The sequence below is a fragment of the Psychromonas arctica genome, from assembly GCF_038155225.1.
Taxonomy (GTDB): domain Bacteria; phylum Pseudomonadota; class Gammaproteobacteria; order Enterobacterales; family Psychromonadaceae; genus Psychromonas; species Psychromonas arctica_B.
In genome coordinates this window covers 1-12,387 of record NZ_JBAKBA010000066.1, presented here as the reverse complement: position 1 = coordinate 12,387, position 12,387 = coordinate 1, and the positions used below count along the sequence as shown (strand labels likewise).

The 12,387-nt window shown below is 36.8% G+C and carries 10 protein-coding genes; 5 read left to right on the top strand and 5 right to left on the bottom strand.

Going from position 1 to position 12,387, the window contains the following annotated elements; all coding sequences use genetic code 11:
- Positions 1-423: 423 nt before the first annotated feature.
- From katG to V6255_RS17390, 4 genes are all read right to left on the bottom strand, one after another.
- Positions 424-2,577: a catalase/peroxidase HPI gene (katG, locus tag V6255_RS17405; RefSeq protein ID WP_341629279.1), complete on the bottom strand. Its 2,154-nt coding sequence runs from the start codon at positions 2,575-2,577 to the stop codon at positions 424-426.
- Positions 2,578-3,160: 583 nt separating this feature from the next.
- Positions 3,161-4,045, bottom strand: a complete 885-nt coding sequence (locus tag V6255_RS17400) for an NAD(P)-dependent oxidoreductase (RefSeq protein WP_160060795.1) — start codon at positions 4,043-4,045, stop codon at positions 3,161-3,163.
- A gap of 718 nt (positions 4,046-4,763) precedes the next feature.
- Complete coding sequence (locus V6255_RS17395) at positions 4,764-5,417, bottom strand: PEP-CTERM sorting domain-containing protein (RefSeq protein WP_341629278.1); 654 nt, start codon at positions 5,415-5,417, stop codon at positions 4,764-4,766.
- A gap of 282 nt (positions 5,418-5,699) precedes the next feature.
- Positions 5,700-6,941 (bottom strand): glycoside hydrolase family 88 protein, encoded by a 1,242-nt coding sequence (locus tag V6255_RS17390; protein ID WP_341629277.1) that lies wholly within the window; start codon positions 6,939-6,941, stop codon positions 5,700-5,702.
- 427 nt (positions 6,942-7,368) lie between these two features.
- On the opposite strand from V6255_RS17390, the gene truC reads away from it, so the two are divergent.
- From truC to V6255_RS17370, 4 genes are all read left to right on the top strand, one after another.
- Positions 7,369-8,142 carry a tRNA pseudouridine(65) synthase TruC gene (gene truC, locus V6255_RS17385; protein ID WP_341629280.1) on the top strand — a complete coding sequence of 258 codons (774 nt, stop codon included), beginning with the start codon at positions 7,369-7,371 and terminating at the stop codon, positions 8,140-8,142.
- Between the two features lies 1 nt (position 8,143).
- Positions 8,144-9,034: a hypothetical protein gene (locus tag V6255_RS17380; protein WP_341629276.1), complete on the top strand. Its 891-nt coding sequence runs from the start codon at positions 8,144-8,146 to the stop codon at positions 9,032-9,034.
- 104 nt (positions 9,035-9,138) lie between these two features.
- On the top strand, positions 9,139-9,540 hold the full coding sequence (locus V6255_RS17375) for a hypothetical protein (RefSeq protein ID WP_341629275.1): 402 nt from the start codon (positions 9,139-9,141) through the stop codon (positions 9,538-9,540).
- A gap of 36 nt (positions 9,541-9,576) precedes the next feature.
- A complete protein-coding gene (locus tag V6255_RS17370) occupies positions 9,577-9,906 on the top strand; it encodes an NGG1p interacting factor NIF3 (protein ID WP_341629274.1) in 330 nt (109 codons plus the stop codon).
- A gap of 191 nt (positions 9,907-10,097) precedes the next feature.
- On the opposite strand, the gene V6255_RS17365 is transcribed toward V6255_RS17370, so the two are convergent.
- Positions 10,098-11,303: an MFS transporter gene (locus tag V6255_RS17365; protein WP_341629273.1), complete on the bottom strand. Its 1,206-nt coding sequence runs from the start codon at positions 11,301-11,303 to the stop codon at positions 10,098-10,100.
- Between the two features lie 101 nt (positions 11,304-11,404).
- On the opposite strand from V6255_RS17365, the gene V6255_RS17360 reads away from it, so the two are divergent.
- Positions 11,405-12,274, top strand: coding sequence for a LysR family transcriptional regulator (locus tag V6255_RS17360; RefSeq protein WP_341629272.1), 870 nt, complete (start codon positions 11,405-11,407; stop codon positions 12,272-12,274).
- The last annotated feature ends 113 nt before the right edge of the window (positions 12,275-12,387 follow it).

The following is a 12,387-nucleotide window of genomic DNA, read 5'->3' as shown; positions in this document are numbered from 1 at the left end:
ATAATTAGTTAATAATTGAATATATTAGATCACATAATTAGGCGGAATGGTATTATTTTAACAAATAAAATAGATCAGTTAATTAGTGTGATTGGTATAAGGTGCATTTTCCTTAAAAAATCGCTTTGCCTGTTCTATAGGAAAAGTAACCGTATATTCTAAATTTACTGAATTGTTGTGTGGTTTAATGAATAGCCCCATACTTTATAAAAGTAGAATGCGTAACCCATCGCATTAGCTATCTAATACTTTAATTAACCGTACATAAGCTATTGTCATAAGTAAAATTTTAAAAAAAATCCCTGATGAATGAACATCAGGGATTTTTAGTTTTTAGCTTTTCAAGCTTCTTAATTAGCCATCAGAGTTTAAACTCATTGTTATCAGTTAGTGTTAATTGATAACGATGGTTATATTCTCGAATTAAGCTAAGTCGAAACGATCTGCATTCATTACTTTAGCCCATGCAGACACGAAGTCTTTAACAAATTTTTCTTTGTTATCGTCTTGTGCATAAACTTCAACATATGAACGAAGAATTGAGTTAGAACCAAATACAAGGTCTGCACGCGTCGCTGTCCATTTAACTGCTTTTGTTGCGGTATCTTGAATCTCATAAGAGTTGCGGCCCGTTGGGATCCATGAGTTACTCATATCAGTTAGGTTAACAAAGAAGTCATTCGTTAATGCACCTTCGTTATCAGTGAATACACCATGTTTAGTGCCACCGAAGTTAGTCCCAATAACACGCATCCCGCCGATTAACACGGTCATTTCAGGAGCCGTTAAATTTAATAACTGCGCTTTATCAAGTAGCATTTCTTCAGGTGTTACAGTGTAATGCTGCTTCTGCCAGTTACGGAAACCATCGTGTACAGGTTCAAGTACTTCAAAAGACTCATTATCTGTCATTTCTTCACTTGCATCACCACGACCTGCTGAGAACGGAACTGTTACTTCAAAGCCAGCTTCTTTTGCTGATTTTTCGATACCTACGTTACCAGCAATGACGATAACGTCAGCTAAACTTGCGCCGCTTTCAGTTGCGATTGCTTCAAGTACTGTTAATACTTTTGCTAAACGCTCTGGCTCATTACCTTCCCAGTTTCTTTGCTGCTCTAGACGAATACGGGCACCGTTAGCACCACCGCGTTTATCTGAATTACGGTATGTTCTTGCACTATCCCATGCTGTTGTTACTAATTCACTGACTGTTAAATCACTTGCAGCAATTTTTGCTTTAACTGCTTCAACATCATAACTAGTACTACCAGCTGGTACTGGGTCTTGCCAAATTAGTTCTTCTTTTGGTACGTCTGGACCAATGTAACGTGCTTTAGGGCCTAAATCACGATGCGTTAGTTTAAACCATGCTCGAGCAAATACTTCTGAAAAGTAGTGTTGATCTTGAGCAAATTTCTCTGAAATTTTACGGTACTCAGGATCTACTTTCATTGCCATATCGGCATCAGTCATCATTGGGTTGTAACGTGTAGTTAAATCTTCAACATCAACTGGTTTTTTATCTTCAGGAAGATCAATTGGCTCCCATTGTGTTGCACCAGCTGGGCTTTTTTTCAATTCCCAATCGTAGTTAAGTAATAGGTCAAAGAAACCATTATCCCATTTCGTAGGGTTAGATGTCCAAGCACCTTCAATACCACTTGTAACCGTATCACGGCCGATACCACGTTTAGTTTTATTCAACCAACCAAAGCCTTGGTCTTCTAATTCAGCGCCTTCAGGATCCGCTTCTACTTGTGAAGCATCGCCATTACCGTGTGCTTTACCTACAGTATGACCACCGGCTGTTAATGCTACCGTTTCTTCATCATTCATTGCCATACGTTCAAACGTAACACGTATATCATTGGCTGTTTTTTGTGGATCTGATTTACCGTCAACACCTTCTGGGTTTACATAGATAAGCCCCATCATTACTGCTGCTAATGGATTTTCTAAATCACGCTCACCAGAGTAACGAGAACCTTCACTACCGCTTGGTGCTAACCATTCTCTTTCTGAACCCCAGTAGATGTCTTTTTCTGGGTGCCAAATATCTTCACGTCCGAAAGCAAAACCAAATGTATTTAAACCCATTGATTCATAAGCCATCGTACCAGCATAAGCGATTAAATCAGCCCAGCTTAATTTGTTACCGTATTTCTTTTTGATTGGCCAAAGTAGACGACGTGCTTTATCAAGGTTTGCATTGTCAGGCCAAGAGTTTAGCGGTGCAAAACGTTGGCTACCAGATGCTGCGCCACCACGACCATCAGAAATGCGGTAAGTACCTGCAGAATGCCAAGTCATACGAATCATAAGACCACCGTAGTGACCCCAATCGGCAGGCCACCAAGGTTGGCTGTCTGTCATTAATGCAATCATATCTTTTTTAAGCGCTTCAACATCAAGTGTTTTTACTGCTTCACGATAATCAAAATCTGCTTCTAATGGATTTGTCTTTGTATCATATTGGTGAAGAATATCTAGGTTAAGTGCTTTTGGCCACCAAACCTTATTTGCTTCAGTTGTTGTTGCACCACCGTGCATAACTGGACATTTACTCTCTGACATATTTTTATCCTCTACTCTTTGTTGTTGGGGGGAAACTTTATGTTTTAATCTCTTTTCTATAGGTTAACTATTGATCATAAAACCTTAAATGTGAAATGGTTTAATTCAATTAAGTTGATAGCTTAATGCTATTGATTTACTTGTTTTGATTGTTTTTTCCGTGAATAAGTTTTTTATTGCCTAAGTATAGAAGCAAAATTAATATTGTGCTTTTTTTACTTAAAATATTATAAAAGTAGTGGTGACAGTGGGTTGAGGAACATTCAATGGTTATAATTATTAGTTAATAAAAGATTACATACGATAAGTGGGGATAGAAAGGTATTGTGAAAATAGTTTTTTGATTCAAAAATGAACAAGTTGCATAAGAGGATTTAGTTCACATATTATTTAAATATATGATTTATATGATTTTAAAAAAAACATCAAGCACAAGTCATATAGAGCAAGAGGTGGTTATAATTGAATTAACTAATGATTGATATGAAGATAGAATTAAACCATTAATTAAGTCACTAATTAATGGTTTAATTTACTCACTATATTATCGGTTCATAGAAAGATAATGTAGTTAGTATTCGAGTTACTTCTCTAATTTGCTGTTGAAGTAATCGAAAATTACTGGCACGTCATTTTGACCAAGACCGGCATCTACAGCTGCTTGTAAATTAGCAGAAGTACCTTGAGCGATTAGAGACTCGCCACCTAGGTCAGAAACCATTTGGTTGAAGTAACCAAGGTCTTTGTTTGCGTTAGCAACAGAGAAACCTAATTTTTCTTCGCCATCTACAGCATAGAATTTAGTGAACTGCATGAATGGTGAGTTAGATGGGCCTGCAGACATAATATCAAACAGTTGTTGTCCATCAACACCAGCAGCTTTTGCAACAGCAAATGCTTGTGACATTGCTGTCACTGTCGTCATACCGATGAAGTTATTAATTAACTTAGTTGTGTGACCTGCACCAAGTGCGCCAAGGTGGAATACGTTTTCGCCTTGCTCATCAAGAACAGGTTTAACTTTGTTGAAAGTATCGATATCGCCAGCAGCCATGATGTTCAATAAACCATCTTTAGCGTGTGCAGGAGTACGGCCTAAAGGTGCATCGATCATACCACAGCCTTTTTCAGCAAGTGCTGCGCCGATTTTACGAGTAGAATCTGGAATAGAAGTACCGAAGTCAATTAATGTTTTGCCTTCAGACATACCAGCTAAGATACCGTCTTCAGCATAAACTACTAATTCAACTACTTTTGAAGTAGTCAGTGCAAGCATTACGATGTCACTTTTTTCAGCTAGTTCTTTACCTGAAGCAACTTCAGTTGCATTGCCACGAGCAATTACTTTAGCAACAGCATCTTTGTTAAGATCCATTACGTTTACTTGAAAACCACGAGTCTGTAAGTTTTCAACCATGTTGCCGCCCATAAGGCCAAGCCCGATGAAACCAATTACTGGTTTTGTCATGTCTAACTCCTAAATGTCTTATTATATGTTTACCTGAGGGTGCAGGATAACCGTCTGTCTATATTTAATCAATCCTTGATAGCTTGAAATCCTTTTTGGGTCACGATTAATGGCTGTTGGATCATAAAATATATTAAAAATTTGTTATTCAAAGAAATTTTAAAACAACAAAATAAATATTATTATGATTACTCACTATAAAATTCATCACACCATTAAAGATATCGAATAAGCATTAAGCAATTGATTTGCATGTTGTTATATATGTTACACAAGCATAAAAAATTAAACTATATGTATGTCTAAAAATTAGATAAATTTAATAATTAACTATTTACTCTATTTTTATTGATTATGATTGTTTAAGTCGAAGGTATAGATATAGGTGAAGAGAGGTTTATTTAAGTAATCGTTTTTGAAAGGTCATAAATATAAAGATTTATACTGAGTGATGTATTTATAATTCAATAGTGTCATTTAAAGTATTAAAAAATAAGCTTATTAGTATTACTAATGATGTTATGTTTTTGTTAATAACAGGGGGTTCTTTATACTAAGCTTTTAATTTTGTTGATATAAAGCCTCTAATCTAACGCTTCTTAGTGCCATTACTTTACTATTTTAACCATTGTTACTTATCTGTGATGAACCAGAAAATTAAAATGAGAGCAAAAAAAAGCCTCGCTAAGCGAGGCCTTATTATTTCTAGCTAATTAATTTACACATTTTTCTTTTTACGAGAAAAACCTAAACCAATTAAACCTAAACCAAATATAGCGATTAATGCTGGCTCTGGTACGGTACCAATTACTTGTACAACGTGTGTACTATCGCCAGTAAATCTATCACCAGCTCTATCTGTATGGTAATAAGTTTGTTTCTCATTTGTTTCTAATGCAGTAAATTGAGACTCATCACTAAAGTCATGATGTTCAGCTAAAAAATAAGTTCCGCTCTCTAGTAGAATTTCTAAATCAGAGATTAAGAATGAAACTACGTCAAAGCTATCATTAAATCTATCTGTAAATGAATAGGCATCGCTGGTTGAAGCCTTAGTTGTGCCACTATACAAAGCAGCCCCATACGGGTCATCACCAGAAATTATTTCCCAGCTAGTTGATAGGTAATTTGAAAGACCTGCTCCATTAGGGTTGGTGTCATTAAAATCGGTAGCAAAAAATTCAAATCCGGTTATATCCCAATCTTGATCTGCTGTAAATTCAGAAATAACCCACCATTCAGTTGACCCGATACATCCTTCAGCAACACATTTGTAGCTGTTTTTTGTAGCTTGCCCTGAATCATATAATGCAGCAGCATTAACTGAAGCGCTCATTAATAAAAAAATAAACATACTGAGGATTTTTTTCATAACTTATATTCCAATTCTTTAGCTTAATTAAATTAATACTCTATATTAGATATAAAGCAATTAAAGTGCCATAGTTGTATCATGTTGATCTTAAATTTCTTTTTTACTATAAATTTTGTAAATTAACATTAACTGTAAAGTAATCTGACACTTTTTAGGTTTTAAGCAATATAATTAAAAAAGTGATTTTATAGCCCTTAAGATAGTTAAAATAAAATGTACTTAATTAGGATACGTCATTCTTCCTCTTACATTAGACCTTACATGAAGCTTTCTCATTCATTAATTAATGTGTTCTTGACGCTGTCTTTGCTTATAGCGGTTCAGCGCTTCTAAGAAGTAATAATCAGTAAAGCTGGCTGGAACATCAATAGCACTTGGTTTTGTATAATAATGAACTGATCTATCAATGATTGGGGCTTTGCTGGTATCTTCAATGAAATAAGGTTTACTCATTAAAGCGCTTAATATGACATGATATTGCTTGGTGAACTTTTTACGTTGCCCAGTCTCTTTAATATAACCAGACATTTCAATTAATGCCGAGGCAAAGATAGCTGATGCAGAGGTGTCAGGTTGTAAAATGTTACTATCAAGATCCCACATCGAAATGCCATCTGCAGCAAGTCGTGACATAAAGTAGTTAGATAAGGTTTTAGCGTAGTTTAAATACGTTGGATCTTGAGTGTAGCGGTACATCACGACCATGCCATAAACCATCCACGCGTGGCCGCGAGACCAAGTGGTTTCATCGCCATCTCCTTGTAGCGTTCCTTTGTTAATTATTGCGCCTGAATCTTTGTTGTATCGTACTATGTGGTAACTACTGCCATTTTCACGAACGAAATCTTTATAGGTTTTTAGTGCGTGGATTTTCGCATATTCAGCCCACTTTTTATCGCCACCATTTTCTGCTGCCCATAACAGTAACTCTAAATTCATCATAATGTCGCTAACAACTGGCGTCGAATTTTCAAAATGTTTATCGTCCCAATCAGAGCTTATTAAGCCTATTTTAGGTTGGTAACGTTTAGCTAATGTTGCTGCTGCCGCTAAGATGGTTTGTTTGTAACTTTCTTTATCGATGTCATCACTAAATACTAATGCATTGCCGAAAGTGCACATAAACTTAAAACCTAGATCATGGCTGCCATCATCATTAACTTGATCTGCAAGAGTCTCTGTCCATTGTTTTGCCCAAGTTTGATAGCGTTGATCACCACTTAGCTTGTAAGCCTGCCATAAACTGCCAGGATAAAACCCAGCTGTCCATTTATGAGACGTATTTAAATTCCAAGCCAATTCTTTGTTAGCATAAGTCGGAAATAAAGTGGGGTCTTTTATAAGTGCGACGCTGCTTTCTAGATGTGCCAATGAGAGGGCTATTGCTTTATCAACTTTCTGGTCAAAGGTTTGCTCTTGAATACCATCGTCTGCATAGATTGTATTGGATAAAGCAGCGCTCGATAAAATAATGAATGGCAGTAATAAAATCTTTATTTTTTTGGTTAGAAGTTGATGCATGGTTTTCTCAAAGTAATGGATTTCTCAAAGCAATGGATTTCTCAAAGTCATAAAGTAAATGGGATGAATATATCGGATGTGCTGGTTTTAATAAGAAAGCTTATTGAATACTGTGTTGCTTATCAAATAAATATATTTTACAAGCCATGGTTTAATGCCACTTTTTCTGTTTTGATCCTAATACTCAGTTTGAAACAATAGCAACATGCAGTTTGTGGTGGTTATTGTTATTATCTTTTAATTTTTATCACCTTTTTAATAATCGAATTTTTAACTGCCTTATTTAGGCATGTGCATAAAGTCAGTCTAAATGGCTTTATCATTCTCTATACCAATGTATTTGCAAGTGAGTAACATGAAACAACAAACAGAATTAGAACCAGGTTTACATGACCATCAAGAAGACGATCTTGATAATATCGATACCATGCTGGCGACGGTTGAAGAGCAACAAGATATTGTGGTTGAGAGTAGTAGCCCTGAATTAGAGATCTTATATCAAGATGATTACCTTGTGGCGATTAATAAACCGTCGGGTTTGTTAGTTCATCGTAGTTGGTTAGATACTCATGCAACTGAGTTTGCTGTGCAAAAGCTACGCGATCAAATAGGTCAACATGTGTATCCAGTGCACCGTTTGGACAGACCAACGTCAGGGGTATTATTGTTTGTATTAGATAAAGACAGCGCACGCCATTTAATGCAACAGTTTGTCGATCAAACCACCGAGAAAAGTTATGTTGCGGTAGTGCGAGGGCACTTAGATCAAGGACTGTTAGATTATCCTCTGAAATATCAATACGACAAAATTGCAGATAAAAAAGCCGATATGACTAAACCGCCACAAGAAGCTGTGACAGAGTATCGTTGTTTAGCACAAACAGAAGTGCCGATTGCCGTTGGTCCTTATCAAAGTGCTCGTTATTCATTAATGAAACTAGTGCCTAAAACTGGACGCAAACATCAATTGCGTCGTCACATGAAACATTTACGGCACCCGATTGTAGGCGATACCTCACACGGAGATGGTAAACATAACACGATGTTCAGAGACAACTTTGATATTCATCGTTTACTATTACATGCCGCTTATTTAAGTGTTATCCATCCTAAAACAGAGCAGAAAATCGAGATTCATGCACCACTAACAAGTGAGTTTGTACGAGTATTATCTGACATTAATCTATCGGTAGAGAAGTAATATGTTCAAAACCTTGAGTAAAGTATTGGTCGTATTCGTTGTTATCGTCATTGTGTCGTATTTTTTGCAAAATAGAGCGAATACGCCAGAGGCTTGCGCAAACATTGATGGGTATTGGAATGCTGATCAAAATAACTGTGAAGATAAAACTGAAAAAATGATATTTCAGTCGTTATCTAAACCTCATCCTGTTTCGATTGTGTATCCTGATAATCAACGTCTAGTGAGTTTAGACAAAGCAGAGCAAGTCGAACAAGAGATCTATCTTCGTGGATATTATCAAGACTTAGTTTCTTCCCCTGAGCTAAAAGCAACTGAACAGGAGGCAACTAATGGTCAGGATAAAGCGGTTTATGAAAGAGGTTCCGTCTTTTTAAATATGTCTAAGTTAAGTTTGTTAGCTGACAATAGAGTGGGCATTACTTATTTCGCTGCGCCTTTTGTTATTAATACTGCAGGTCGTGGTATTTTCGATTATATAGGGTTGTTTTCTTATGATTTTGCTAGCCAACAAGCAACACATTTAAGATCTGAGTTATTAGGTAGTCGTATTCGTGAACAAGCGATAGTTATTAAAGAGAAAAGCGTTGTCAAAGATAATGTATTTGTTCAAGAAGGGGTTATTGAGGTTCACTTTAAAAGTCATGGGCTTAAACAAGCGGCAGCAGATTATCCAACACAGTCGAATAAAGTGACATTACAGCTGGTGGCATTAGATCCAAAAGATGCTCAACATGCAGCATTTAGACGTATTACTATTAAGAATAAAATCACGGCTAATAGCACTATGCATAAAAGTTGGGATACTGATTCAGATGGTATCAATGATTGTGAAAAGCAGAACAGCTGCGACCATACTGTTGATTACTCTCAAGAAAAGACAAACGATTAGGATAAGCAATGTATGCTAAGTAAGTTTTTATAAAAAAATGCTTAATTATTCTTCTTACTTAATCAGTTTATATACAGTGCGATTGCCATAAAAAGGACTCAACAATGCTATCCATAATGGCTGATGTATATTCACCACTTCTTGCGCTATGCGGTGTTTATTACTTGCGTTTTGCAATGACAAAAAGCTTTGCTATCGCTTTTGTAGCAGGTTACTTATATGCTTATGGTTTTGCTTTTATAGAGCTGTATTTTGGCTGGTGGCAGTCAATGGGGGCTAATTTTAGTTCGCATACGGTGGCGGTTGCTGTCATCGTATTTGCGTTGTTAAGTGTTAATTTTAAAGTCGGTTGTTACGCTTTTGTAAGCATGATGGCTTATGGATTTGTGATGACTCAGCTCGAGTATCATTCATGGTTTGATATTTTGACAACTATACTTGTCTGCTTACCTTGTTGGTTGCTGTTTTCTGTTGTAAACCGCAGATCCTCTCGCTCATCGTTTTGATCAGCGAATATCGACATCTAAAAAGGAAAGGCCGATATGTTGTATCAAATTCACTTTTATGTACCAGAAGAATCCCTTGAAGCGGTTAAAACAGCCATGTTTAACGCAGGTGCAGGACAAGTCGGAGAATATCAACAATGTTCTTGGCAAGTTTTAGGGCAAGGACAGTTTAAACCTTCAGAAAATGCCACTCCTTATATTGGTCAACAGCAGCAATTAACCGCATTAAATGAATATAGAGTTGAAATGGTTTGTAAAGAAAGCCTACTAAAAGCGGTGCTAACAGCATTGATAGAAGCTCATCCCTATCAAGAAGTTGCCTATGGTGCATTGCCTATTATTACTGTGGATCAACTAGATAGCTAAGCAACATAGCTAAACAAAATTAGACTGTTAAACAGTGTATTCTTAATGCTCTCATTTGTAATGACTGTCTTTGTCGCCGTCCCAGCTATCATCACTACATCGATCATAGCTATAAGTCTCATCACTGCAATTACCATCACTACTGCTATTATAACGACAACAATAAGCCTTTGAACCTTAAGTGATGGTATTTATTGTACTTGTAATGTCGTCGTCGTTTGCTTTTGGGTATAACTTGCCAAGCGCCAACATAAGCAAAAAATTACGGCATATAATATACTCGCCCCAATCATTACCTGCGTCCAACGACCATGTTGCCAACAATACATCAGATAAAAACCACCTAAACTGCCAGACACATAATAATGAACGAGATAAAGAGCCGTCGCGGTAGATTTAGAATGTTCAGCTTGCTGGCTCACCCAACCATAAGCAAGGGAGTGAGTGAAAAAAGCACCAAAACTCAATAAATTTAATCCTATTAATATGACCACTAAAGAATCATAACTTGCCACTAGCATACCCAGTAATCCTAGAGTTGCCCCCGCGAACATCCCTGTAATAGGACTAAACCGTTGACACCAAATACCGACTAATCGAGAGCTTAACGTACCAGATAAGTAACATAAGAAAATCATCGATGCGATGCTCACAGGCATTGAATAAGGTTCACTGACTAATCGAAATCCAGCTACCGTATATAAATTCATGAACAGCGCAAAGTTAAGTCCGCCAATTAACATTGCGAAGAAAATCTTTTTATTTTTTACATGTTGAATAATAACGTGATGATATTGAGAGGTGGGAACACTTTTTACGGTTTTATTACTTTGTTTAGGTAATACTAACGCAACTAATATTGCGCCGACTAAACTGAGTAACGCCATACAAGCGACAGCTGTTTGCCAATTAAAATGATCGGTTATCATGCCGCCAAATATTCGCCCTGAAATACCACCGAGTGAATTTGCACTGATATAAGCACCAATCCCGTAGCTAAATGCTTTAGCTGAAAATTCTTCTGCCATATAAGCGACCGCGACTGCAGTAAATCCGGCTAATGCCATGCCCATTAATGCACGACTTATAATTAAAAGTACCAGGTCGTTTGTTAACAACGAGGTTAAACCAATGACGGGTAATAAAAATAAACTAATTAATAATATTTTACGGCGACCTATTAACTCTGAAGCAAATGCCCATGGTAGTAGCATGATTGCAAGGGTGAGTGTGCCAGCAGCGAGTAACCAATTAATTTGTGTTGCAGATACGGCAAAGTCTTTTGCTAACACGGGCAACATAGGTTGAAATAAATACAGATTACAAAAAACTAAAAATGAGCCAAAAGCGAGTGCGGCACTGACTTTATAATAAGCTTTACTGCGAAATTCAATCATCGATGTGATCACCAAGAGGAAACGAGATCGAAACAGTAGCAAGTTCATTGCAATAGTGAAAATATATAATAATTATCACTTTAATAGTTTTTGGTTATAGCATGGATACTCGACTTCTTACCTATTTTGCCGCGGTGGCAAAACATCAAAACATTACGCATGCCGCTAATGCGTTACACATAGCACAACCCGCTTTAAGCGTGGCGATTAAAAAATTAGAAGGGCAGCTAGAGCTGGAGCTTTTCCGTCGTAATGAACGAAAAATAACCCTTACCCATGAAGGCGAAATCCTATTGGGGCATGCCAAACAAATTATCCAGCAATTAGATGATGCCACTTTAGCGATGAAAGAATTAAGAGGTTTAGAAAAAGGTGAAGTGCGGTTAGGTGTACCGAGCATTATGGGAAGCTATTATTTTCCCGATGTATTAATGGCCTTTAAAAGTCGTTATCCCAAATTAAAACTGATTATTATTGACGCCGGTGCGCAATCGATACAAAAAATGCTACTCGATGGAGAAATTGACCTTGGTATTATCCAAGCGAGAAATTTACCAGAAGCATTAGATTCTGAACATCTCATTCGCTCACAAATGGTGGCTGTGGTGAATACTGAACATGAGTTTGCGGGTAAAAAGTCACTGACTTATGCCGAGTTCTTTTCGCAGGAATTGGTGATGTTTAAAAAGGGATATTTTCATCGTGAAAAGTTAGATGATATTTGCCGACAAGAAAAATTAACCGCCGACTTTTCCTTTGAAACTAACTTGTTGGCGGTGATCCTTAAAATTGTAAAACGTGATTTTGCAATAACGGCGTTGCTTGAACTCGCGACAGAAAAAGAACCGGATATTGTTTCTATTCCCTTTGAAGAGCCTATCTTTCTGGATATATCAATTGCTTGGAGAAAAAAAGGGTACTTATCTAAGGCAGATAGAGCGTTTTTAGAGTTTGTGAAACAAAACCATTAAGCGGATATCGTTTCACTTATTTTTTGTGCTTTATTTTTTATAAAACGGCGACTGTTTATTAGGGCGTGTTGATCTTTGGTGCTCAATAATTACTCTGCATGCATAGGGAGCCA

Coding starts and splice junctions, on each gene's coding strand:
- katG (WP_341629279.1), bottom strand. CDS start 2,577: ATGTCAGAGAGTAAATGTCCAGTTATGCACGGTGGTGCAACAACAACT.
- V6255_RS17400 (WP_160060795.1), bottom strand. CDS start 4,045: ATGACAAAACCAGTAATTGGTTTCATCGGGCTTGGCCTTATGGGCGGC.
- V6255_RS17395 (WP_341629278.1), bottom strand. CDS start 5,417: ATGAAAAAAATCCTCAGTATGTTTATTTTTTTATTAATGAGCGCTTCA.
- V6255_RS17390 (WP_341629277.1), bottom strand. CDS start 6,941: ATGCATCAACTTCTAACCAAAAAAATAAAGATTTTATTACTGCCATTC.
- truC (WP_341629280.1), top strand. CDS start 7,369: ATGCTGGCGACGGTTGAAGAGCAACAAGATATTGTGGTTGAGAGTAGT.
- V6255_RS17380 (WP_341629276.1), top strand. CDS start 8,144: ATGTTCAAAACCTTGAGTAAAGTATTGGTCGTATTCGTTGTTATCGTC.
- V6255_RS17375 (WP_341629275.1), top strand. CDS start 9,139: ATGCTATCCATAATGGCTGATGTATATTCACCACTTCTTGCGCTATGC.
- V6255_RS17370 (WP_341629274.1), top strand. CDS start 9,577: ATGTTGTATCAAATTCACTTTTATGTACCAGAAGAATCCCTTGAAGCG.
- V6255_RS17365 (WP_341629273.1), bottom strand. CDS start 11,303: ATGATTGAATTTCGCAGTAAAGCTTATTATAAAGTCAGTGCCGCACTC.
- V6255_RS17360 (WP_341629272.1), top strand. CDS start 11,405: ATGGATACTCGACTTCTTACCTATTTTGCCGCGGTGGCAAAACATCAA.